The 22,957-nt window shown below is 57.6% G+C and carries 24 protein-coding genes; 9 read left to right on the top strand and 15 right to left on the bottom strand.

Translation table 11 applies throughout. The annotated features are described in order from the left end of the window. Positions 1–14: 14 nt before the first annotated feature. Positions 15–1,253, top strand: coding sequence for a cytochrome-c peroxidase (locus tag ABUK73_RS21745; protein WP_353579085.1), 1,239 nt, complete (start codon positions 15–17; stop codon positions 1,251–1,253). On the opposite strand, the gene leuB is transcribed toward ABUK73_RS21745, so the two are convergent. The 5 genes from leuB to ABUK73_RS21720 all read right to left on the bottom strand — a co-directional run bounded on the left by leuB (position 1,234) and on the right by ABUK73_RS21720 (position 8,123). Beyond that, positions 1,234–2,346 carry a 3-isopropylmalate dehydrogenase gene (gene leuB, locus ABUK73_RS21740; protein ID WP_353579084.1) on the bottom strand — a complete coding sequence of 371 codons (1,113 nt, stop codon included), beginning with the start codon at positions 2,344–2,346 and terminating at the stop codon, positions 1,234–1,236. The genes ABUK73_RS21745 and leuB overlap by 20 nt on opposite strands. Before the next feature lie 194 nt (positions 2,347–2,540). Further along, positions 2,541–3,146, bottom strand: coding sequence for a 3-isopropylmalate dehydratase small subunit (gene leuD / locus ABUK73_RS21735; protein ID WP_113087415.1), 606 nt, complete (start codon positions 3,144–3,146; stop codon positions 2,541–2,543). A 158-nt stretch (positions 3,147–3,304) separates the two neighbouring features. Beyond that, positions 3,305–3,811, bottom strand: a complete 507-nt coding sequence (locus ABUK73_RS21730) for a GNAT family N-acetyltransferase (protein WP_113087416.1) — start codon at positions 3,809–3,811, stop codon at positions 3,305–3,307. Positions 3,812–4,047: 236 nt separating this feature from the next. Further along, the gene (typA, locus tag ABUK73_RS21725; protein ID WP_113087417.1) at positions 4,048–5,868 is read right to left on the bottom strand and encodes a translational GTPase TypA; all 1,821 of its coding nucleotides are present in this window, start codon (positions 5,866–5,868) and stop codon (positions 4,048–4,050) included. Between the two features lie 194 nt (positions 5,869–6,062). Then, positions 6,063–8,123, bottom strand: coding sequence for a M3 family metallopeptidase (locus ABUK73_RS21720; RefSeq protein WP_353579083.1), 2,061 nt, complete (start codon positions 8,121–8,123; stop codon positions 6,063–6,065). Between the two features lie 210 nt (positions 8,124–8,333). Here ABUK73_RS21720 and ABUK73_RS21715 point away from each other — a divergent pair, with 210 nt between their 5' ends. Then, positions 8,334–8,804: a MarR family winged helix-turn-helix transcriptional regulator gene (locus ABUK73_RS21715; RefSeq protein WP_353579082.1), complete on the top strand. Its 471-nt coding sequence runs from the start codon at positions 8,334–8,336 to the stop codon at positions 8,802–8,804. 17 nt (positions 8,805–8,821) lie between these two features. Beyond that, the gene (locus tag ABUK73_RS21710; protein ID WP_353579105.1) at positions 8,822–10,000 is read left to right on the top strand and encodes a multidrug effflux MFS transporter; all 1,179 of its coding nucleotides are present in this window, start codon (positions 8,822–8,824) and stop codon (positions 9,998–10,000) included. A 46-nt stretch (positions 10,001–10,046) separates the two neighbouring features. Here ABUK73_RS21710 and ABUK73_RS21705 read toward each other — a convergent pair whose 3' ends face one another. Further along, a complete protein-coding gene (locus ABUK73_RS21705; RefSeq protein WP_353579081.1) occupies positions 10,047–11,270 on the bottom strand; it encodes an argininosuccinate synthase in 1,224 nt (407 codons plus the stop codon). 242 nt (positions 11,271–11,512) lie between these two features. Between ABUK73_RS21705 and ABUK73_RS21700 the strand changes: the two genes are divergently transcribed. The 5 genes from ABUK73_RS21700 (at position 11,513) to ABUK73_RS21680 (ending at position 15,172) form a co-directional block, all read left to right on the top strand. Next, positions 11,513–12,367, top strand: coding sequence for an SDR family NAD(P)-dependent oxidoreductase (locus ABUK73_RS21700; RefSeq protein ID WP_353579080.1), 855 nt, complete (start codon positions 11,513–11,515; stop codon positions 12,365–12,367). 104 nt (positions 12,368–12,471) lie between these two features. After that, positions 12,472–13,119 (top strand): LysE family translocator, encoded by a 648-nt coding sequence (locus tag ABUK73_RS21695; protein ID WP_353579079.1) that lies wholly within the window; start codon positions 12,472–12,474, stop codon positions 13,117–13,119. 121 nt (positions 13,120–13,240) lie between these two features. Further along, entirely contained in the window at positions 13,241–13,780 is a 540-nt protein-coding gene (locus ABUK73_RS21690) for a sigma-70 family RNA polymerase sigma factor (protein WP_353579078.1), read from the top strand. After that, the gene (locus tag ABUK73_RS21685; RefSeq protein ID WP_353579077.1) at positions 13,777–14,499 is read left to right on the top strand and encodes an anti-sigma factor; all 723 of its coding nucleotides are present in this window, start codon (positions 13,777–13,779) and stop codon (positions 14,497–14,499) included. The genes ABUK73_RS21690 and ABUK73_RS21685 overlap by 4 nt, the downstream gene beginning before the upstream one ends. Before the next feature lie 115 nt (positions 14,500–14,614). After that, on the top strand, positions 14,615–15,172 hold the full coding sequence (locus tag ABUK73_RS21680; RefSeq protein WP_353579076.1) for a fasciclin domain-containing protein: 558 nt from the start codon (positions 14,615–14,617) through the stop codon (positions 15,170–15,172). Positions 15,173–15,232: 60 nt separating this feature from the next. Here ABUK73_RS21680 and ABUK73_RS21675 read toward each other — a convergent pair whose 3' ends face one another. From ABUK73_RS21675 to ABUK73_RS21645, 7 genes are all read right to left on the bottom strand, one after another. Beyond that, entirely contained in the window at positions 15,233–16,027 is a 795-nt protein-coding gene (locus tag ABUK73_RS21675) for an ABC transporter ATP-binding protein (RefSeq protein ID WP_353579075.1), read from the bottom strand. Next, a complete protein-coding gene (locus ABUK73_RS21670; RefSeq protein ID WP_353579074.1) occupies positions 16,024–16,905 on the bottom strand; it encodes an ABC transporter permease in 882 nt (293 codons plus the stop codon). Before ABUK73_RS21670 ends, ABUK73_RS21675 begins: the two co-directional genes overlap by 4 nt. A 219-nt stretch (positions 16,906–17,124) precedes the next feature. Further along, positions 17,125–18,078, bottom strand: coding sequence for an ABC transporter substrate-binding protein (locus ABUK73_RS21665; RefSeq protein WP_353579073.1), 954 nt, complete (start codon positions 18,076–18,078; stop codon positions 17,125–17,127). A 101-nt stretch (positions 18,079–18,179) separates the two neighbouring features. Beyond that, a complete protein-coding gene (gene rlmN, locus ABUK73_RS21660; RefSeq protein WP_353579104.1) occupies positions 18,180–19,355 on the bottom strand; it encodes a 23S rRNA (adenine(2503)-C(2))-methyltransferase RlmN in 1,176 nt (391 codons plus the stop codon). A 266-nt stretch (positions 19,356–19,621) separates the two neighbouring features. Continuing rightward, positions 19,622–20,125: an invasion associated locus B family protein gene (locus tag ABUK73_RS21655; RefSeq protein ID WP_113087428.1), complete on the bottom strand. Its 504-nt coding sequence runs from the start codon at positions 20,123–20,125 to the stop codon at positions 19,622–19,624. A gap of 280 nt (positions 20,126–20,405) precedes the next feature. After that, entirely contained in the window at positions 20,406–20,783 is a 378-nt protein-coding gene (locus ABUK73_RS21650; RefSeq protein ID WP_353579072.1) for a YkvA family protein, read from the bottom strand. A gap of 52 nt (positions 20,784–20,835) precedes the next feature. Further along, positions 20,836–21,141, bottom strand: a complete 306-nt coding sequence (locus tag ABUK73_RS21645) for a 4a-hydroxytetrahydrobiopterin dehydratase (protein WP_353579071.1) — start codon at positions 21,139–21,141, stop codon at positions 20,836–20,838. Between the two features lie 29 nt (positions 21,142–21,170). Here ABUK73_RS21645 and ABUK73_RS21640 point away from each other — a divergent pair, with 29 nt between their 5' ends. Beyond that, positions 21,171–21,677 carry a low molecular weight protein-tyrosine-phosphatase gene (locus ABUK73_RS21640; RefSeq protein ID WP_353579070.1) on the top strand — a complete coding sequence of 169 codons (507 nt, stop codon included), beginning with the start codon at positions 21,171–21,173 and terminating at the stop codon, positions 21,675–21,677. Here ABUK73_RS21640 and thpR read toward each other — a convergent pair. Both thpR and ABUK73_RS21630 read right to left on the bottom strand, forming a co-directional pair. After that, positions 21,584–22,177: an RNA 2',3'-cyclic phosphodiesterase gene (gene thpR / locus ABUK73_RS21635; protein WP_353579069.1), complete on the bottom strand. Its 594-nt coding sequence runs from the start codon at positions 22,175–22,177 to the stop codon at positions 21,584–21,586. The two genes, ABUK73_RS21640 and thpR, sit on opposite strands and share 94 nt — an antisense overlap. 68 nt (positions 22,178–22,245) lie before the next feature. Further along, a complete protein-coding gene (locus tag ABUK73_RS21630) occupies positions 22,246–22,896 on the bottom strand; it encodes an arylesterase (protein ID WP_353579068.1) in 651 nt (216 codons plus the stop codon). Positions 22,897–22,957: the final 61 nt, after the last annotated feature.

Below are 22,957 nucleotides of genomic sequence, written 5' to 3'. Positions count from 1 at the left end.
TTCCGGCGTCTGCCATGCCCAGGCATTTTCTCTGCGTTATCGCTGCATGTGCGCTTTCCTTCCTGCCCGCTGGCATAGGCACGGGTCAGGCTGCCCATGGCGGCGAGGATTATGCGACGCTGGAAAAGCTCGGCGCCGCTCTGTTTGTCGATCCCAATCTTTCCATGAACCGCACCATGTCGTGTTCCACCTGCCATATGCAGGGGGCAGGCTTTACCGATGCGCGTGACAGCGGCGCCGTGGGGCACGATGTCTCGCTGGGCGACGATGGCACGTCTCTTGGAGACCGCAACGCGCCGAGTGCCGCCTATGCCAGCTTTTCTCCACCCTTCGGCAAAAACGCTGGGGGCGAGTATGTCGGCGGGCAGTTCTGGGATGGCCGCGCGTCTCTGCTGGAAGATCAGGCCGCCGGTCCGCCCCTCAACCCCATCGAGATGGGAATGCCCGACAAGGCGACCGTTGTGAAGCGCCTGAAGGAAAACCCGGATTATGCGGCAGCCTTCGGCACGCAATTCGGCGGCGACGTCTTTAAAAGCGATGACGCTGCCTTTGCCGCCATGACCAAGGCGCTCGCCGCCTTCGAGCGTTCAGATGAATTCTCCACCTTCGATTCGAAATATGACCGCTTCTTGCGGGGTGAAGAAAAGCTGACCGATCAGGAAGAACTGGGCCGCGTGTTGATGTCATCGACACAGTTCACGAACTGCAACACCTGCCATGAGATCAAGGGTCCGAATGGACTGTCCGACGGTATCTTCACCAACCACAAATATTTCAATATCGGCGTTCCCGCCAATAAGGTGGTCAGGGCGGCAAATGGTTCGAAGCCCGATGCCGTTGATCTGGGTCTTGCCCAAAACCCCGCCGTTGCGGGCGATCCGGCCCAGCGCGGCAAGTTCAAGGTGCCGACTCTGCGCAATGTCGCGGTGACCGGTCCCTACATGCACAATGGCGTGTTTAAGGATTTGCGCACCGTCGTGCTGTTTTACGTGAAATACAAAAGCAAAAAGCCCAGCCGTCAGATCAACCCGGAAACGGGGCAGGCATGGGATGCGCCAGAGGTGCCCGAGAATATCGCCATGACGGAGTTGACCTCCGCACCGGCGCTGGACGATAAGCGGGTGGATGCTGTTGTGGCGTTTCTGAAAACGCTCACCGACAAGAGATATGAGCATCTCTTGCCGAAGGAAGATGTTGGGCAGGCCGCTATGCCGCCTGCCCAGAACGCATCGATTAGGCCGACAGCGCCTTGAATTCTGCCAGAACCGCATCGCCCATTTCAGACGTGCTGACCTGACGGCTGCCGTCCGCCATGATGTCGGCGGTGCGGATGCCCTTATCCAGAACGTTGGCGATAGCTGTTTCAAGCTGCGTGGCTTCGTCCACCATGTTGAACGAATAGCGCAGGCACATGGCAAAGGACGCGATCATGGCGATGGGGTTGGCAATGGCCTTGCCGGCAATGTCAGGGGCCGAGCCATGTACGGGCTCATACATGGCCTTGCGCTTGCCTGTCTTGGCATCCGGTGCACCGAGCGAAGCGGATGGCAGCATGCCCAGCGAACCCGTCAGCATGGCAGCAACGTCAGACAGCATGTCGCCGAAAAGATTGTCGGTGACGATGACGTCGAACTGCTTGGGCTGGCGTACCAGCTGCATGCCACCGGCATCGGCCAGCATGTGCTCCAGCTGAACGTCCTTGTATTTCGCCGCATGGGTTTCGGTGACGACATGATTCCACAAGACGCCCGACTTCATGACATTGCGCTTTTCCATGGAGCAAACGCGGTTGCCGCGGGTACGGGCCAGTTCGAAAGCCACGCTGGCGATGCGCTCGATTTCGAACGTGTCGTAAATCTGCGTATCGATACCGCGCTTCTGGCCGTTGCCCAGATCGATGATCTGTTTGGGTTCACCGAAATAGACGCCGCCGGTCAGTTCGCGGACGATGAGAATATCGAGGCCTTCCACCAGTTCCTGCTTTAGCGAGGATGCGGCAGCCAGCGCCGGATAGCAGATGGCCGGGCGAAGATTGGCGAAAAGCTCCAGATCCTTGCGCAAGCGCAAAAGACCGGCCTCCGGGCGCATTTCGTACGGTACGGCATCCCACTTCGGACCGCCGACCGCACCAAACAGAATGGCGTCCGCTGCCAGCGCCTTTTCCATATCCGCATCGGAGATGGCAACACCGTGCGCATCATAGGCGCAACCGCCCACGAGGCCTTCTTCGGTGGTAAAGCCCGCAGCTTTTTCGCTGTTCATATAATCGATCAGCTTGCGGACTTCCGCCATGGCTTCGGGGCCGATGCCGTCACCGGGCAGCAGAAAAAGCGTGCGCACTGTCATGAAAACCCTCCTTGGCCACACCGCAAAACCATCGATGGTTTCGAAACAGCGGGCGCGTCAAAAATCCTTGGCCCCGCAGCGCAATCGCCGCAGGGTGCGGGCTTCTTAACCCCGGCCATAGCCTATTTCAAGGAAGGCAAAAGCCGATTTGGTACGGGAAGCACCAAACCGGCCTTGAATGCGTGCGAAAAGGATCAGGCCCAGGGGCGGGCAGAGGCGTTGGACTTTTCAAAGCCCTCGATGGCGCCTGCATGTTCCAGCGTCAGCCCGATGTCGTCGAGGCCGTTCAGCATGCAGTGACGCTTGAATTCATCCAGTTCGAAGCTGATCGTGCCGCCATCCGGGCCGCTGATTTCCAGATTTTCCAGATCGACGGTCACGACGGCGTTGGAGCCACGCGATGCATCGTCCATCAGCTTTTCCAAATTTTCCGGGCTGACGACAATCGGCAGAATGCCGTTCTTGAAACAGTTATTGTAGAAGATATCGGCAAAGCTGGTGGAGATCACGCAGCGAATACCGAAGTCCAGCAATGCCCAAGGCGCATGCTCGCGTGACGAACCGCAGCCAAAATTGTCGCCAGCGACCAGGATCTGCGCGTTGCGATAGGCAGGCTTGTTCAGCACGAAATCCGGGTTGTCGGAACCGTCTTCCAGATAACGTGACTCCGCGAAGAGACCCTTGCCAAGGCCCGTGCGCTTGATGGTCTTGAGGTAGTCCTTCGGAATGATCATGTCCGTATCGACATTGACGACCGGCATGGGGGCGGCGACACCCGTCAGTTTGGTGAACTTATCCATCTCTCACTCCGAAATGTTGCGAATGCAGCGCCATATCGCGCGCGCTTTCTGTCGCAATAGCGCAAAATCGGGAATATTTGAAGGCCAAACAGCGCGGACTCGGTACACCCCGCCAAAAGACGGGTGACAGAACGCACGTTTTTCAATGAAGGATAAATTCAGTGCCAGACGAAGCCGAGCTTGCGCAATTGCGTACCGGCAAAGTCTTCCATGCCTTCCGCCACGTCTTCGCCGCCGTGAGAGCGGAAGAAGCTGTTGGCGACATCACTGTCTTCGAGGCACCAGACAACCACGCCTCTGCAGCCCAGAGATTTCAGCAGGCGGCGTGCTTCGGTAAACAGGACGGAGCCAAGTCCCATGCCCTGATATTCCGGACGAAGATAAATCTCGTAGATTTCGCCATCATAGGGCAGACCGCGGGCCCGGTTGAGCCCGAGTGTCGTATAACCGGCGACAACGCCCGCCACTTCCACCACCAGCATGGTAGCCGATCCGCGCGTTGCCTTGCGCCACCATTTTTCGTCGCGACGATCCAGCATTTGCCGCAGGGGCTTATGGGGAATGAGACCCGCATAGGCCTGCTGCCACGACGATCTGTGCGCATCTGAGATAGCGTGCGCATCGTCCGGCTCTGCTCGGCGAATGTCTATGGATAACGTTTTCATAACGCGATTCTGACCCCGGCGGGGAAAACTTACCAGCCATAAAGGTTAACGGCTCGAAGCTTACCCACAGCCTATTCATGTGGATGAAGGGTAAAAATTAACGCTATATTTACCATTGAAGCAAGTCGCATGCGACTCATCCCCCAAATAAAACGGGCAGAGGGTTAACGCAGCCCGAGACACAAAAAACCCGGCGCAATGGCCGGGTTTTCCAAAGTCACAGATGATGCCGAAAATCAGACGGCAAGCTTTGCCTTTTCGAAACGCTTGCGGTCGTTGGCGTCGAGATACATCTTGCGCAGACGGATCGACTTCGGTGTCACTTCCATCAGCTCATCGTCCTGAATCCAGGACAGCGCGCGGTCGAGCGTCATGCGAATCGGCGGCGTCAGCTTGACGGCTTCATCCTTGCCGGCGGCGCGGATGTTGGTCAGCTGCTTGCCCTTCAACACGTTGACTTCGAGGTCGTTGTCGCGTGTGTGAATGCCGATGATCATGCCCGCGTAAACCTTTTCGCCGGGCTCGATCATCATCGGGCCGCGATCTTCAAGGTTGAACATGGCGTAGGCAACGGCTTCACCGGAACCGTTCGACAGCAGAACGCCCTGGACGCGACCAGCAATAGCACCCTTGAACGGCTGGTAGGAGTGGAACAGACGGTTCATGATTGCCGTGCCGCGTGTGTCGGTCAGCAGTTCGGACTGGTAGCCGATGAGGCCACGCGTTGGAGCCAGAAACTTCAGACGAACGCGGTTGCCGCCGGATGGGCGAAGCTCGGTCATTTCTGCCTTGCGCTCGGACATCTTCTGAACGACGATACCGGAATGTTCTTCATCCACGTCGATGACGACTTCTTCGATCGGCTCGATGGTCTGGCCGCTCTCGTCCTTCTGCATGACAACGCGAGGACGCGAAACAGCAAGCTCGAAGCCTTCACGACGCATGGTTTCGATCAGAACGGCAAGCTGCAATTCGCCACGGCCGGACACGAAGAACGAATCCTTGCCTTCGGCTTCTTCGATCTTCAGCGCAACGTTGCCTTCGGCTTCCTTGTAGAGACGGTCGCGGATAACGCGGGACGTTACCTTGTCGCCTTCGGTGCCAGCCAGCGGAGAGTCGTTAACGATGAAGGACATCGTAACCGTTGGCGGATCGATTGGCTGCGCCGTCATCGCTTCGTTGACGGAAGGATCGCAGAACGTGTCGGCAACCGTACCCTTGGAAAGACCAGCGATAGCGACGATGTCGCCCGCATGGGCTTCTTCGATGGCTGTACGCTCGATACCGCGGAATGCGAGAATCTTGGAAATACGACCGGTTTCGATGGTCTTGCCATCCTGGGCCAGAACCTTGACGGCCTGGTTCGGCTTGATCGAACCGGAGGCGATACGACCGGTGATGATACGGCCGAGGAAGGGGTTGGCTTCGAGGATCGTGCCGATCAGACGGAACGGGCCTTCTTCAACCGTAGGCTCTGGAACGTGCTTGAGAACCAGATCGAGCAAAGGTGCAAGACCTTCATCCTTTGGTCCTTCAGGATTGACGTTCATCCAGCCATCGCGACCGGAACCGTAAAGGATCGGGAAGTCCAGCTGCTCGTCAGTCGCATCAAGGTTCGCGAAAAGGTCGAACACTTCGTTGATGACTTCCTCATGGCGGCCATCGGGACGGTCGATCTTGTTGATCGCAACGATAGGCTTGAGGCCAACCTTGAGCGCCTTGGAAACCACGAACTTGGTCTGCGGCATTGGGCCTTCAGAGGAGTCGACCAGAACGATCGCGCCATCCACCATCGACAGAATACGCTCGACTTCACCACCGAAGTCGGCGTGGCCGGGGGTGTCGACGATGTTGATGCGAACGCCCTTCCACTCGACCGAAGTCGCCTTGGCGAGAATGGTGATGCCGCGTTCTTTTTCGAGGTCGTTCGAGTCCATCACGCGTTCAGCAACGCGCTGGTTTTCGCGGAACGAGCCGGACTGTTTCAGAAGCTCGTCAACGAGCGTCGTTTTGCCATGGTCAACGTGCGCGATAATCGCGATGTTGCGAAGTGCCATTGTTCAAGATCTCTGAGGTTGGGCGCTATCAATCGGGTGTGCGCCAATTTAGTTTGGCGGGCTCATAACCTTTTTTTTGCAAATGCGAAAGGGGGGCCCATAACATAAGCCCGTTGCGAAAACGCCGTAACAGAGTTGTGTGACAGTTTTCAGTTGCCGGAAATGAAACAAAACCGGCAGCCGATCCCGTTTGCTTACACCAGTCCGCGCTTTTCCAACATCGCATCCGGGCTTGGCATCTTGCCGCGAAATGCCTTGTAGGTCTCTTCCGGATCGATCGAGCCGCCAACGGAATAGATGTTGTCCTTCAGCTTGCGCGCCATATCCGCATTGAAGGGGTCGCCGGTTTCTTCGAAGGCTGCGAAGGCGTCGGCGTCCAAGACTTCGGACCACATGTAGGAATAATAGCCCGCCGAATAACCATCGCCAGAAAAGACGTGCTGGAAATGCGGTGTGGCGTGGCGCATGACGATGGATTTCGGCATGTCGAGCGATGCCAGAACCTCGGCCTGCACCGCCATCGGGTCGGCAACGGCGCCGCGGGTGTGGAAGGCCATGTCTACAATGGCCGAGGAGGTGAATTCGATTGTGTTGAAACCGGCGTTGAAGGTCTGTGCTGCCAGAACCTTGTCCAGCAGCGCCTTTGGCATCGGTGCGCTTGTCTCGTAGTGCAGGGCGTATTTTTCGAGGATTTCCGGCACGGTCAGCCAGTGCTCGTAAAGCTGCGACGGCAGTTCCACGAAGTCGCGCGAAACGCCTGTGCCCGATACGGATGGATAGGTCACGTTGGACAGCATGCCGTGCAGCGCGTGGCCGAATTCGTGGAACAGCGTGCGGGCGTCGTCGAGAGACAGCAGAGCAGGTTTGCCCTCGGAGGGCTTGGCGAAATTGCAGACATTGTAGATGATCGGCAATTCGCCTGTCGTGCCGTTCTTCAGAGGCAGCTTGTGCTGCGACTGGAAAGAACTCATCCATGCGCCAGATCGCTTCGAAGGGCGGGCGAAGAAATCGGCGAGGAACATGGCAACGAGGTCGCCCTTGTCGTCGCGAATTTCGAAGGTCCGCACGTCAGGGTGATAGGCGGTCACGTCTTTCAGTTCGATGGCTTTGATGCCGAACAGTCTGCGCGCCACATCGAAGCAGGCCTCGATGATTTTTTCCAGTTGCAGATAGGGCTTCAACTCGGCTTCGGAGAAGTTGAATTTCTTTGCCCGCAGTTTTTCGGCATAATGACGCCAGTCCCATGGCATAACGTCGTGATTTTTGCCTTCGTCGCGGATGAGGTCTGCCAGCTCGGCCTCTTCCTCGCTTGCACGGACAACAGCTTTTTCCCAGACCTGGGTCAAAAGCCCGTTCACGGCCTCTGGCGTCTTCGCCATGGTATTGTCCAGCTTGTAAGCGGCGAAATTGGCGTAGCCCAGAAGCTTTGCCTTTTCATCGCGCAGTTCCAGCGTGCGTTTCACCGTGTCGCGATTGTCGGTTTCTCCACCATTTTCGCCGCGCGCAACCCACGCTTTGAAGGCCTGTTCGCGCAGATCGCGGCGTTCGGAAAATGTCAGGAAGGGCTCGATGATCGAGCGCGACAGGGTCACGGCGAACTTGCCGTCTTCCCCATGCTCGCGCGCGGAACCCTGCATCGCATCGCGCAAAAAGCCGGGAATGCCCGCAAGCTCTTCGTCGGAAGACAAAATCAGTTTCCAGCTTTTTTCGTCGGCCAGAACATTCTGTCCGAATTTCGCACCCAGCCCGGCAAGCTCTTCATTGATGGCGGCAAGCCGTTCCTGATGATCCTTCGCTAGCTTCGCGCCAGAGCGCACGAAACCCTTCCAGTGCCGTTCCAAAACGCGCAGTTCTTCGCCGGTCAGGCCAAGCGTGTCGCGCTTTTCCCACAGCGTATCAACGCGCTTGAACAGCGCTTCATTCATGCTGATCTTGGAATAATGCCGCGACATTTTTGGCGCGATGTCGCGTTCCAGTGCCTGAATGGCTGGGTTTGTGTGTGCGCCTGCTTTGTTCCAGAACAGCGCGGATACTCGCGACAGGGCATCGCCAGCGATTTCAAGTGCGATAATGGTGTTGGCGAAGCTCGGCGCTTCGGCGCTCTCAGCAATCTCGTTGATTTCGGCATCATGCGCATTCAGCGCCGCATCGAAAGCGCCGGCAAAATCCTCATCGCGGACCTGTTCAAACCGGGGCAGACCGTTTTTTCCATTCCATTCTGTCAAGGATGGGTAGAGCGTGGCGGTGGATGTCATGGTCAAGTCCTCATGCAGATGCGATTTGCAACCATATGGGCATGGCTGCGGCTGTGTTTCAATATGGGCGGATCAACAAGATGTGCGGGTCGTACGTACAACCGCTGCATTCGCAAAACTATTTCCAAGCGGGCCCTTTGGCCGTTAGCGGCAAGCCTTGCCAGAGAGATCGGAATTTTTAATAAGAGAACCTTACGAATAAGGCGCGCCATGAACACCTCACTCGAAAAAGAATCGCTGGCCTTCCTGCTCAACAGCAGCGCGCGGTTTCTCAACAGCGTCTTTGAACGACGGATCGGTGAGGCAGGGCTTGGGCTGACGCCCGGTGAGGCGCGGGCACTTTTGACGGTCGCCGCCATCGATGGCAGCAAGCAGGCGGATATTGCCAGCCGCATCGGGCTCGAACCGATGACGGTCTGCACCTATCTCGACAAGCTGGAATCGCTGGATCTGGTGGAACGACGACCGAACCCCGATGATCGCCGTTCCAAGTGTATTTATCTCACGCATGCGTCGTCGGAACTGCTTGTTGCCATCCGCCGTGAGGTGGACAGCCTCATCGGTCAGGCCACCGATGGTTTTGATGAGAACGATCTTTCCAAATTTCATGATCTCCTGACGATCTTGCAGAAAAACCTGCAGATCGCGGCGAGCGACAAAAGCAAGCAGACCTCGCAATGACCCAAGGCCACCCTCCGATGACGGTGCGGCGCACCGCCATTCTCGGCGCCATGCTGACCTCGCTCGGGCCGGTGTCGATGGCAATCTACACGCCAGCCATGCCGGAACTCGTCAGAGCTTTTGCGACGACCGAATCCGCCATCAAGATGAGCCTGACGCTCTATTTCGGTGGTTTCGCCGTTGCCCAGCTTATTTCCGGCGCGATGTCGGATGCTTTCGGTCGCCGCAAGGCCACCATCCTGTTTTTGCTGATCTATCTGGCAGGCGGCGCTCTTGCGGCTTTTGCGCCCAGTGTCGAGGTTCTGCTGGCTGCCCGTCTCATTCAAGGCATCGGCGCATCCGTCGGGGTTACCGTTGCCCGTGCTGTCGTGCGTGACCAGTTCAGCGGCCCGCAAGCCACGGCCATCTTGAACCTCATCGGCATCATGCTGGCGGTCGGTCCGGCGGCGGGGCCGACAATTGGTGGCCTGTCTCTTTTGGCCTTCGGCTGGCAGTCTGTCTTCGTGCTGATGCTCGCCTTCGGGCTGATATCGGTCACAGCCGTCATCTTGTGTCTGCGCGAGACGACGGTGCCGGACGCTAGCCGTCTGCGGCCATCCCGCCTGCTCATCGCCTATGGAGAGCTTTTGGCGTCGCCGCGCTTCGTCTTGTCGGCGCTGGTGCTGGGCGGATCTGTCGGTGCGCTCTACGCGCAATCCACCATGCTGCCATTCGTTCTCATCAACGAGGTCGGGTTATCGCCGACCGCCTTTGGTGTGGGAATGCTGATGCAATCGGGCGCCTATTTTCTGGGGTCCATCGCCTTGCGTTTCATCGCCCGCAGGATTGGCGATCGTCGCTCGGCGGTGATGGGCCTTTGTATGTCTGCGACAGGAGGAGTGCTGATCTTTCTCTCGGTCCACCTCATAGCACCCTCGTTCCTGTCGATCATGGGGCCGGTTGCGGTGGCAACCTTCGGGCTTGCGCTGCTGACGCCCTATATCATCACGGCGGGTATGGGCCCGTTTCCGCATATTGCCGGATCGGCATCGGCGATGATGGGCTTTATCCAGATGAGTGCTGGTTTTCTGGCGGGGGTCGCAGCGTCGCTGCTCGGCTCGCCGCTCATGAGTTTCGGCACGATCATTCCCTTGATGGAACTGAGCGCGGTGGCGAGTTATATCGGCTTCGTCATTCTGTCGCGCAGGCAGACATGAAAAAGCCCCGGAGGTCCGGGGCTTTCAGGATGGGTTTCGGCAAGGCTTACTTGCTCAGATTACGCTTGGCCAGCGTGCGCAGGCGCAGCGCATTGAGCTTGATGAAGCCTGCTGCATCCTTCTGGTCGTAAGCGCCCTGGTCGTCCTCAAAGGTCACCAGCTTGTCGGAATAGAGCGACTTGGCCGATTCGCGACCGGTGACCATGACGTTGCCCTTGTAAAGCTTCAGCGTCACTTCGCCTTCCACATGCTCCTGGCTCTTGTCGATCAGCGCCTGCAGCATTTCGCGCTCCGGCGAGAACCAGAAGCCGTAATAGATCAGCTCGGCATAGCGCGGCATGATCTCGTCCTTGAGGTGGGCTGCACCGCGGTCGAGCGTGATGCTCTCGATGGCGCGGTGGGCGGCCAGGAGAATGGTACCACCCGGCGTTTCGTAAACGCCACGGCTCTTCATGCCGACATAGCGGTTCTCGACCAGATCGAGACGGCCGATGCCGTTGTCACGGCCGTAATCGTTGAGCACTGCCAGCAATGTCGCAGGCGACATTTCAACGCCGTTGATGGAGCAGGCGTCACCATTGCGGAAACCGACCTTGATGATGGTTGCCTTGTCAGGTGCGGCTTCCGGCGAAATGGTGCGCATATGCACGTATTCGGGGGCCTCGACTGCCGGATCTTCCAGAACCTTGCCTTCGGAGGACGAATGCAGAAGGTTGGCGTCGACGGAGAACGGCGCTTCGCCCTTCTTGTCCTTGGCAACCGGGATCTGGTGCTGTTCGGCGAAGTTCAAAAGATCGGTACGGCTCTTGAACGTCCAGTCACGCCATGGGGCGATGATCTTGATGTCGGGGTTCAGCGCATAGGCCGAAAGCTCGAAACGAACCTGGTCGTTGCCCTTGCCGGTCGCGCCGTGAGCGATGGCATCTGCGCCGGTCTTCTTGGCAATGTCGATCAGGTGCTTGGAAATCAGCGGACGGGCGATAGAGGTGCCCAGCAGATAGACGCCTTCATAGACGGCATTGGCGCGGAACATCGGGAAGACGAAATCGCGCACGAATTCCTCGCGCACATCCTCGACGAAGATTTCCTTGATGCCCAGCATCTCGGCCTTCTTGCGCGCAGGCTCCAGCTCTTCGCCCTGACCGAGATCGGCGGTGAAGGTCACCACCTCCGCATTCAGTTCGGTCTGAAGCCATTTGAGGATAATGGAAGTATCGAGCCCGCCGGAATAGGCGAGAACGACTTTCTTTACGTCTTTCGGGAGTGCCATCAGTGAAATCCATTTGCGTGCCGGCGACATTTGGATATCGCCATTTCCTTGGGATTTCGGCACTTTTAGCGAGTTTATCGGCGGGTGCAACAAAAATGCAAAGCAAGGCGCGGATGGAACGCATTCATCGTCATGTGACTTTGAGGGATAAAAATACTAAACTTCCACCGCGTCAGTAGAGCGCATGGTTCCATGGGACGTCACTGCCGGAGATTTGAAGCGGTAGCGAAAAGGAGAAACCAATGACGATACTTCACAACGCATTCACGAAGGACAATGTTGCCGTCATCACCGGCGCGGCATCCGGCATCGGCCTTGCCGCTGCGCGTAAATTCGCCAGCTTCGGCATGAGCGTCGTGCTGGTCGATCTCGATGGCGAGAAGCTGGCCGCGGCACAAAGCGAGATTGCTGCACTTGCCGAAAACGGCAATGAGCAGATCGTTTCCATTCCAGCGGATGTTTCGAAACTCGATGAACTGGAAGCTCTGGAGCGCGCTGTCATCCAGCGTTTCGGACGTGTCCATGTGTTGATGAACAATGCCGGTGTGCAGCCCGGCAGCGCCATTTTTGGGCCGCAGGCAAACTGGGAAAAGGTTTTCGGCGTCAATCTGATGGGCGTCGTCAATGGCAGCCGCGTCTTCGGCTCCGGCATGCTGGCCCATGGCGAACCGGGCCTTATCATCAACACCGGCTCCAAGCAGGGCATCACTACGCCGCCGGGCGATCCGGCCTATAATGTGTCTAAGGCAGGCGTCAAAGCCTTTACCGAAGCTTTGGAATATGAGTTGAGAAATGCCTCTACCGGCAATGTCTCCGCCCATCTTCTCATCCCCGGTTTCGTCTTCACCGGGCTGACCGCCAATGGCCGGACGGAAAAGCCATCGGGTGCCTGGACACCGGAACAGACGGTGGACTTCATGGTCGAGAGCATCGGCAAGGGCGATTTCTACATTCTGTGCCCGGATGGCGAAGTGGACCGCAAGACGGATGAAAAACGCATCCTCTGGGCGGCAAATGACATCGTTGAAAATCGCCCGCCATTGTCGCGCTGGCACGAGGATTACAGCAACGACTTCAAATCCTTCCTGAACAGCTGATATGCCTGCCGCGCCCTCGGGCGCGGCATTCTTTCGTCTGGCTTGGCAGGCTCTGGAAACCGCGTTATGAACATGCATCAAACCCTTGCGAGTGTGGTGCCGCCGTGGATTTTCTACCCAGTCTGCCGACCCTGATTGCCTTTACAATCGCCATTCTGCTGCTGTCGGTCACACCCGGCCCGGATATGACGCTGTGGATCAGCCGTTCTGTTAGGGAAGGGCGCGCATCCGGTTTCATGACGCTGGTCGGCACCAATCTCGGTATCACCGTCCACACGATGCTCGTCGCCTTCGGCGTGGCAGCCCTGATCGTCGCTTCTCCGACGGCCTTTCTCGTTTTGAAAACCGGTGGTGCGGCCTATCTCGTTTGGCTGGCCATTCAGGCCATTCGCAAGGGCTCGGATTTCGTTATGGAACGGCCGACGGAGCAGAAGGCGAAGGCGTCCAAGAAGTCGGCATTGCTCAACGGCCTCTGGGTCAATCTACTCAACCCGAAAGTCATTATCTTCTTCATGACATTCCTGCCGCAATTCGTCAGCGCATCCGATCCGCATGTCACGGGCAAACTGATTTTCCTCGGGTTCTGGTCGATCATTGTGGCAGTACCGATCGGTATCGGCATCGTCGTGGCTGCAGATGGGCTGTCTGGCTGGCTGCAGCGCAATCGCAAGGTTTTGCGTGGTCTCGATTATACCATCGCAGGCGTCTTCTCGCTGTTTGCCGTGAAGATTTTTCTGACCACTGCCAAATAGTTGGCTGGCAGAGCTGGCTGTCCGTCATGGGAGTTGATGTGACACGCGGCGCTTGTCTTTTCGGCAAGACCCTGCCAGCTTGCAGACTATTCGGGAACTGGCCTTCGGGCGGGATGGAGCGATGCGGCAAGACGATCTGAGCACGCTGATTGGCCTTGTGGCCCTGTCAGACCGAAATGCGTTCGCCTCGCTCTACACATCCACGAGCCCGAAACTTTTTTCCATCTGTCTCCGTATACTCAAAGACCGTACAGACGCTGACGAAGCCTTGCAGGAAGTCTATGTCAAAATCTGGCAGCGGGCACGGCTGTTTTCCGCCGCCTCCGGCACTGCCGAAGTGTGGCTGGCCGCCATTGCCCGTAACCAGTCGATAGACATCATCCGCGCCCGCAAGCCGATTGCCAGCGAGTTGAGCGATGTTCCCGATCTGGTCGATGCAGCACCGGACCCGGAGCAAGCGACGCTACAGAAGGATACAGGCCGCAGCATTGAGCGCTGTCTGGATGAGCTGGAGGAGAGCAGGGCGAAAGCCGTGCGGCAGGCCTATGTGGAGGGCATGAGCTATCAGGAACTGGCGCAAGTTTACGCGGTTCCGTTGAATACGATGCGAACATGGTTGAGGCGCAGCCTCATCAAGCTGAAAGAGTGCATGGAGCGATGAAAGAACCGGCTGACAGCAATATTCCAAGGGACGACGTGATCGCCGCCGAATATGTGCTTGGCGTGTTGTCTGCGGACGACCGGCGGCTGGTGGAAAAGCGCATCCGCACCGAAGAGAGTTTTGCCCAACGCGTGCGCCAGTGGGAAGCGCATTTTTCCGGTCTCAACGCAGAATATGAGCCGGTAGCGCCCGCTAGTGTTACCTACAAGGCAATAGAAGCGCGTCTGTTTCATTCAGACGCAAAGGAAAAGCCCGGCTTCCTGCCCTCGCTATGGGGCTCGCTGGCCTTCTGGCGTGGCCTCAGCACCTTGACCACCGCATGTGCAGTTATCGCGGCAATCTCTTTCGTGTTGCTGCCCTCATCCCCGCAACAGCCACTTCAAATCTCCTATACGGCGCAGCTGTCGTCACCCAATGCCCCCATGGCCTTGATGGTATCCTATGATGCAGGCTCCGGGCGCATGGCACTGACGCCGATGGCCGCGGGCGACAAATCGCAAAATTCGTTGCAGCTCTGGCTCGTCAAGGCAGATGGCACGCCTTACTCGCTCGGTCTCGTTGATCCGAGCAAAAACGCGGAAATGACCATTCCACCAGATATGCGAGACCAGCTTCGCGATGGCATCACGCTCGCCGTCAGCGTAGAGCCCTATGGCGGTTCGCCCACCGGCAAACCCACCGGCCCCGTCATTGCCAGCGGCACGACACGGCAGCTTTAAAAAAAGATTCGCCTGGCTGAAACTTCCTCTGATCCCGCTCCGTAGCTTCTCATGTACCGGATACGTCACCTGCACCAACGCAGGGACGATTGGCGGAACCAGAGGAGAAAACGCCATGATGAAGTCCAGCCTGCGCATGATCGCGCTTGCCGCAGCCGTTTCCACCGTCGCATTTGCAGCCCAGGCCAAGAACCCGATGGTTGGCGGCGCTGCCATGTACGAGAACAAGAACATCGTTGAGAATGCGATGAATTCGAAGGATCACACCACACTCGTTGCCGCCGTCAAGGCTGCCGGTCTGGTTGAAACACTGGAAGGCAAGGGCCCGTTCACGGTTTTCGCTCCTACCAATGAAGCCTTCGCCGCTCTGCCAAAGGGCACGGTCGAGACGCTGCTGAAGCCGGAAAACAAGGCCAAGCTCACCAAGATTCTCACCTGCCACGTCGTTGCGGCAGATGCGATGTCCAGCACCATCGAAAAAATGATCAAAGACGATAATGGCACTCATGATGTGAAAACCGTTGGCGGTTGCATCCTGAAGGCCAAATACGACATGAAAAAAATCACGCTGACCGACGAAAACGGCAATGTCGCCCATGTGACGATTGCCGACGTCAAGCAGTCGAACGGCGTCATTCACGTCATCGACAAGGTCTTGCTGCCGAAGATGTAATTTCGGCGCGAAGAAACGCCGTGCGCTCCCCCAGGCGCACGGCGTTTTTCTTTTCCTATGTTACCCGATCAGCAATTCATCATCATCAATGGATTGGCCGCGTATCTTGCGGAACATCTCGATCAGGTCTTCCACCTGCAAGCCCTTGCGGCTCTCGCCGGAGACATCGAGAACGATCTCGCCCGCATGCAGCATGATGGTGCGGTCGCCATAATCCAGCGCCTGTCGCATGGAATGCGTCACCATCAGGGTCGTCAGCTTGCGCTCCGCTACCACCTTCTGGGTCAGTTGCATCACGAATTCCGCCATGCCGGGGTCGAGCGCCGCCGTATGCTCATCCAGCAGCAGAACGTCGGAACCAGCCAGCGTTGCCATCACCAGCGATACGGCCTGACGCTGACCGCCTGAAAGCAGGTCCATACGGTCCTTCAGGCGATTTTCGAGCCCCAGATTGAGGGACGCGATCCGCTCCTGAAAGAACGCCCGCCGTCCGCCGCCGAGTGCTGGCAGCAATCCGCGTGTCTTGCCGCGTGCTGCCGCAAGCGCGAGGTTTTCTTCGATGGTCAGCGCGCCGCAGCTTCCGGCCAGCGGGTCCTGAAACACGCGCGCCACCTGTCCAGCACGGTTTGCCGTGGGCTTGCGGGTCACGTCCACGCCACCGATGGTCACTTTACCGGCGGTTGGCAGAACATCGCCCGCCAGCACGCCCAGCAGCGTGGATTTTCCAGCACCGTTGGAGCCGATGACGGTGACGAAGGAGCCGTCTTCAATGGTGAGATCGATCTTGGCCAATGCCTGCTTTTGCAGCGGCGTGCCGCGTCCGAAGACAACCTGGATGTCGGAAAGCGAAATCATGATGTTGCTCCCCCACGGCGCAGGCGCGGCAATATCAGCGCAACCGCAACCAGCACGGCGGTCACGAAGTTGAGGTCGGAGGCCTTGAGGCCAAGTGCGTCGCTGGAAAGCGCCAGCTGGATCGCCAGGCGATAGGCGATGGAGCCCAGAACACAGCCGATCAGCGCAATCAGAATACCGCGCGATCCGAACAGCGTTTCACCGATGATGACGGCAGCAAGACCCACGACAATGGTGCCCACACCTGACGTCACATCGGCAAAGCCGTTCGTCTGTGCGAAGAGGGCTCCGCCCAGTGCCACCAGCGCATTGGACAGCGCCATGCCGAGATAAATCTGGTTACCGGTCTTCACCCCTTGAGCCCGCGCCATTCGCGCATTGGCACCGGTCGCGCGCATGGCAAGGCCCGCATCGCTTTCCAGAAAGCGCCAGACGAGAATGACGGCGATGACCACCAGCACGCCGACAAAAAGCGGGCGCAGCAGATATTCGGCAATGCCGAGACCGTAGAAGGGCTCGATCACCGTTTCCTGGTTGAGCAGCGCGACATTCGGCTTTCCCATTACCCGCAGGTTCACGGAAAACAGCGCGATCATGGTCAGGATCGAGGCCAGAAGATTGAGGATTTTGAAGCGGACGTTCAAGACCGCCGTCACCATACCGGCTGCCGCACCGGCAACCATGGCAATAGCCGTTGCCAGCCAAGGGTTGAACCCCGCAACAATCAGCACCGCCGCCACGGCAGCGCCCAGCGGAAACGACCCATCGACGGTGAGATCGGGAAAGTCGAGCACGCGAAATGCGAGATAAACGCCGATAGCGACAAAGGCAAAAACCAGCCCTAGTTCAACGGCGCCCCAGAAGGCGATTTGGCTCACGGTAGAATTCCTTAGTTTGCCCGCCGATCTCGGTAGTTCGGTCGGGATAACATGAGGGCCGCACGGGTGCGGCACTCGGGTCGGTTTCAAAGTGTTCTTTCGTCATCCCGGACTTGATCCGGGATCCAGTGCGATCAAGTCCTTGATCGAAGAAGACTCTTTTGCACCGCAGACGCGGCGCTGCTGGATTCCGGCTCAAGGCCGGAATGACGGATAGGATCAGTCGATAATCTTCGTCGCGCGCTTCGTCAGGCTCTCGGGAAACGTGATGCCAGCCTTTTCAGCAGCCTTCTTGTTCAAGACGAGATCGGTGCCGACAGCGACCGTTGCTGGAATGTCACCGGGCTTCTCACCCTTCAGGATGCGAACGACGACTGCACCCGTCTGCTTGCCCACGTCGAAATAGTTGAAGCCGAGAGCAGCGACTGCACCGCGGGCAACGGAATCCGTATCGGCGGCAAACAGCGGAATCTTGGCTTCGGAGGCGACGCCAGCTGCGGCTTCGAAGGCGGAAACGATGGTGTTGTCGGTCGGGACGTAGATCACGTCAGCTTTGCCCACCAGCGCGCGCGTCGCGCCCTGTACTTCGGCAGACTTGGTCGCGACCGATTCCACGACCTTCAAACCGGCCTTTTCGGCTTCGGTCTTCAGAAGCTCCAGCGTCGAAACCGAGTTGGCTTCGGCGGAATTGTAGATGTAGCCCACGGTCTTGGCGTTGGGAGCGACTTCCTTGATCAGCGCCAGATGCTCGTTGACCGGCAGCGCATCGGAAAGACCGGTGACGTTGCGGCCCGGCTTTTCCATGGATTTGATCAGCTGTGCGCCGACCGGATCGGATACGGCGGTGAAGACGACCGGGATGTCGCGGGTAGCACCGACGACGGCCTGTGCGGATGGGGTTGAAATCGGAACGATCACGGTTGGTGCATCGCCAACGAACTGGCGGGCGATCTGCGCTGCCGTGCCGGGATTGCCCTGCGCCGACTGGTAGACAAATTTCAGATTTTCGCCTTCCTTGTAGCCAGCTTCGGCAAGGGCTGCCTTCACGCCATCACGCGCGGCATCCAGTGCGGGATGTTCGACGATTGCGGTAACGGCAACGGTGACGTCTTCTGCTTTTGCAGGCAGGGCAAAGGCCGTTGCAGCGGCGAGCGCCAGAACGATTGCGCGCATAGGATATTCCTCCGGTTGTTTCGCTTGTCGTTGCCCTCTTTAAGAAAGGGTTAAAACGAAATCAATCGCGCAAGCCTGAACTCACCTATCAATTCTTGTTCTTATTCGTCATCCGCGCCGTGATTGGCGATCATCATGGCTTCGAACGCCATGCGTTCGGTCTTGCGCATACGCTCGGATTCCGACTTCAACTGACCGCAGGCAGCCAGAATATCGCGCCCGCGTGGTGTGCGGATCGGCGAGGCGTAACCGGCCTGATTGATGAAATCGGCGAATTTCTCGATCTGCGCCCAGTCCGAGCACTGGTAGTTGGTGCCGGGCCATGGGTTGAAGGGGATAAGATTGATCTTCGCTGGAACACCTTTCAGAAGCTGCGTCAGCATCTTGGCGTCTTCCAGACTGTCATTGACGTCCTTGAGCATCACATATTCAAAGGTGATACGGCGGGCATTCGACAGGCCGGGATAGTTGCGGCAGGCCTCGATCAGCTCTTTCAGCGGATATTTCTTGTTGATCGGCACCAGCATGTCGCGCAGATCGTCGCGCACCGCATGCAAGGAGATGGCCAGCATCACGCCAATTTCATCGCCGGTGCGGAAGATTTCCGGCACCACGCCCGAGGTCGACAGCGTCACCCGGCGCTTGGAAAGCGACAGGCCATCGCCATCCGTCGCGATCAACAGCGCGGTTTTGACATGCTCGAAATTGTAGAGCGGCTCGCCCATGCCCATCATCACGATGTTGGACACCTTGCGTCCCTCGGCTGGCATGATCGTGCCCTGCGGTGCTTCGCGGTCGGGGAAATCGCCCAGACGGTCACGCGCCAGAAGAAGCTGCGCTAAAATTTCTTCCGCCGTCAGGTTGCGCACGAGGCGCTGTGTGCCGGTGTGACAGAAGGAGCAAGTCAGCGAACAGCCGACCTGGCTGGAAATGCACAGCGTGCCGCGACCTTCTTCCGGAATATAAACGGTTTCGATTTCGACCGGACGGCCAGCACCGCGCGGCGGAAAACGCATCAGCCATTTGCGGGTGCCGTCATTGGAGACCTGCTCATCGACGATCTCGGGGCGTGCAATGGTGAACTTCGCCTTCAGCGTTTCGCGCAGATCCTTGGCGACATTGGTCATGTGATCGAAATCGGAGATGCCGCGCACATAGAGCCAGTTCCACAACTGGCTGACGCGCATCTTGACCTGCTTTTGCGGCACGCCTGCATCCAGCAACGCATCCGCCATGTCCTCACGCGTCAGGCCGATCAGCGACGGCTTGCCGGACATGAGATCGCTATTGGCGATCAGCGGGCTTTTGATTGCAAGACCTGCGGTGGCTTCCAGTACGGACATCGTGCCTATCCCATCATCCCATACAGCGTTGCGCTACCTTCTAGAGAAAGGCTGAAACCGTCTGCATGTCGAGAAAAATCAAGAGTGACGCGCTTGTCGCGCAGGCACTCGTCAGTGTTGGCGGGCCTTTAGCACCAAAATAGCCAAAACGCAAATGGCCGGTCACAGACCGGCCATTCCAAAACGATATCCCGTCGCGCTTATTTGCAGGTTTCGATCTGCTTGAAGGCAGCCGAAATACCCGAAAGCGAATAGGAATAGGACGTCGCGGTGCCGCGGGCAGATGTCGCCTTGACCGTCATGGACTTGCCGCCCTTCATGGCTGCAACCAGTGCCGGCTCTTCAGCGGCATTTTCCACCCAGGCGGCCTTGTCCTTGGTGAACATCACGAAGTTCTTGTTGTCGATGGTCACATTGACCTTCGAACCCTCTTTCAGCGCATAGCCCACCATTGCCTGTGGCTCATAGGAAATATTCTGGCCAGGGCGCTGCGAAACGATGAAGAAGATATCACCGTGGTCGACGCTGGCCGGTTCCTTTGCCGTGGGAATGGAAAGAACATAGCAAACGGTGCTTTTACCCGATTTGTACGAATAGGCACCCCATGCGTTGAACTGCTGGATGCGCGTGGGCGACTGTGCAGAGGCTACATTGATGCTGGCCAGCAAAATGGCGACTGCGGTTGCTACACTTCTTACAAACATTGAATTTCCTGCCGGGTTTATTGTCTTCCAGTTGGCCGAACGGCTGCGCCGGGCCGATGCTAGGTGAAGTCCGTCATCCTGATATTGGCTAAAGATCGGTTACCAAACCGTCAACGCCAATGCTAAAAGTCGAGATTTGCATTGGCCTGTAACAGATCGGTGACTCCTAGCGCCAGCGAAGCAAACACCAGTTGTGTCTGCGTCATCAGCAATGACACAAGAATTCAGGCAAGAATTTGTCAGCATTTGGCGCGGTTTCACACACGCCATCACAGAGCCGTTACTCTTTCTTCAAAGCATCTATCGCCGCATCGGCCGCTTCGTAGTGTTCCATTTTGATATGGGCGCGGATCATGGCAAGCGCTGCGGTCAAAACGGCGATGTCATCGGTAAAACCAACCACGGCGAAGATGTCGGGTACTGCATCGAAGGGAAGAATGAAATATCCGAGTGCCGCCAGAAGAATACCCTTGGCGCGGAACGGCGTGTCGCGGTCCATGGCGCAGTAGTAAGCGGCAGCCGCATCGCGCGCGAACGGCACCTTGCTGATCACCCGCTTCATCTTCGGCCAGAATTTGGCACGCACCTGCTGTTCGCGCTCTTCCTGATGGTCGGGCTCTCCCGGCATCAGGATTTCACCAATCTTCACGTCATCCATGGTTGTGTGTCCTTTGGTCATGGACATTTATATAGGACGGGACGCAGCCCGTTCAATCATGTCTGCCCGCCGCTGCCTTCTGCATGGCAGTCGCCAGAAGAAAGTCCCGTTCGGTGACGCCTTGAGAATCATGCGTCGTCAGGCACACCTTGACCCGGGAATAGACATTCGACCATTCGGGATGGTGGTTCAGCTTTTCCGCCACCAGCGCGAATTGAGCCATAAAGCCGAAGGCTTCGGCGAAGTTCGCGAATTTGAACGCCTTGACGATGGCAAGCCCATCTTCGCGCAAAGACCATCCTTCCAGCTTGGCAAGCTCAGCATCGATGGCGTCTCTGTCGAGTTTGGGGTAATTCATGGGCGTCACCTCTTTCTGGCTATGGTTTTATGAAACGCACAGCAGTCCTATTTGTTTGCATGGGAAATATCTGCCGCTCACCTCTGGCAGAGGGCATCTTCGCACATCTGGACGAAAAACAGCAGGGCGATCATCATTTCGTGATCGATTCCGCTGGTACTGGTGGCTTGCATGCAGGTAATGCGCCCGACCCACGCTCCGTTGCCATCGCAAAGCTGCACGGCATCGATATTTCTGGCCAGAAGGCCCGTCAGGTCAGGCCCGCCGATTTCGAGGTCTTCGATATCATTCTGGCCATGGATGAAGACAATCTGGAAAAGCTTAGGGCATCCTGCCCGAAGCAGCATGCGCACAAGCTCCACCTTTTCAGCCAATATGCGTCAGGCCGCCGCGAAAGCGTGCCTGACCCTTATTATGGCGGCGAAGACGGCTTTCAGACCGTCTACAGCATGCTCTTTGCCGGTTGCAAATCCGCGCTGGAAAAGCTGGAGACAGGCCAGGCTTCGCTCAGAGGGAATGCCTCTTCGATGATATAGGGGCCACCGCCGACCGATTCCTTCGAGGACATCAGCACAAAGCGTCCGACCGTGAAGGGAGAGGTGCGAAAATCGCCGCGCCCGGAGAGGTAATGGACCACATCGTCCAGCCGCGAGTTGCGGAGCCGGGCCAGTGTCACATGGGGCGTGAACTTGCGCGGATCTGGCGGAAGGCCGAGGCGCTGGCAAATGCGCTCGATCTCGCCTTGCAGGGCTGTCATCTCTGCGGAGGGAGACACTCCGGCCCAGATGGAGTGCGGCTTCTTGGAGCCGAACGAGCCGATGCCGGTGAGGTTGACCTGAAATTCCGGTCTGTCGATCCGGTCAAGCCTGTTCACCACCTCGTCGGCTGTACGGTTATCGATATCGCCGATAAAGCGCAGGGTGATGTGATAATTCTCCACATCGATCCACCGGGCACCCGGCAGACCACCGCGCAACAATGATAGGCTCATCGCCGCATTGCGCGGAATTTCGAGGGCGGTAAACAGTCTCGGCATGGCGAGCTCCCCGAATCTTTTGGCAGAACAAGTGTAGCGAATCATGCAACGCTGCTTGGCGCAAGCGCTTATTTTTTTTGCGCACCGATAGTCTTAATGAAGGCTTCTACCGTTGGCATGGATTTTTCGACCATCACGGCTATGCCTTTGGTATTGGGATGCATTCTGTCCTCCAGTTGCAGGGATTCATTCAGGACGACGCCGTCCAGAAAGAATGGGTAGAGAGGAAGCCCATGTTTTTCTGCAAGGCGCTGGTAGATGGGGTTGAAGCGCTTGGCATAATCGTCACCCATATTCGGTGGTGCCATGATGCCAATCAGCAGGACCGGAATGTTGCGCTTCTGAAAACCTGAAATCATCGCCTCGAGGTTCTTTTCGGTCTCCTCCGGTGAAATGCCGCGCAGGGCGTCATTGGCTCCCAACTCCAAAATCACGCCATCCGTTCCATCCGGCACCGACCATTCGGCCCGTGCCAGTCCACCGGAACTCGTATCGCCAGAAACACCAGCATTGGCGATGGTCACGTCCATGCCCTTGGCCTTCAATGCGGCCTCCAGCTGGGCGGTGTAGCTGTCGGTCGGCGGCAGCTGGTATCCGGCCATCAAACTGTCGCCAAATCCCACCAGTTGCACCGGTTTATCCTGTGCCTGCGCAAAGCTGGCGGTCAGCACCGCAGTGCAGATGACGATGAATTGAGCAGCGACGGCTTTAAAACGCATGACGGCCTTCCTAATTTGTCTGGCAATGTCAGGATATTTTTGAATTCCCGATTGCCCTTCT

Source organism: Agrobacterium vacciniicorymbosi (genome assembly GCF_040427045.1).
In the GTDB taxonomy this organism is placed as follows: Bacteria; Pseudomonadota; Alphaproteobacteria; order Rhizobiales; family Rhizobiaceae; genus Agrobacterium.
Note: the sequence above shows the minus strand (reverse complement) of the source record. Positions and strands in the feature narration are given on the sequence as shown.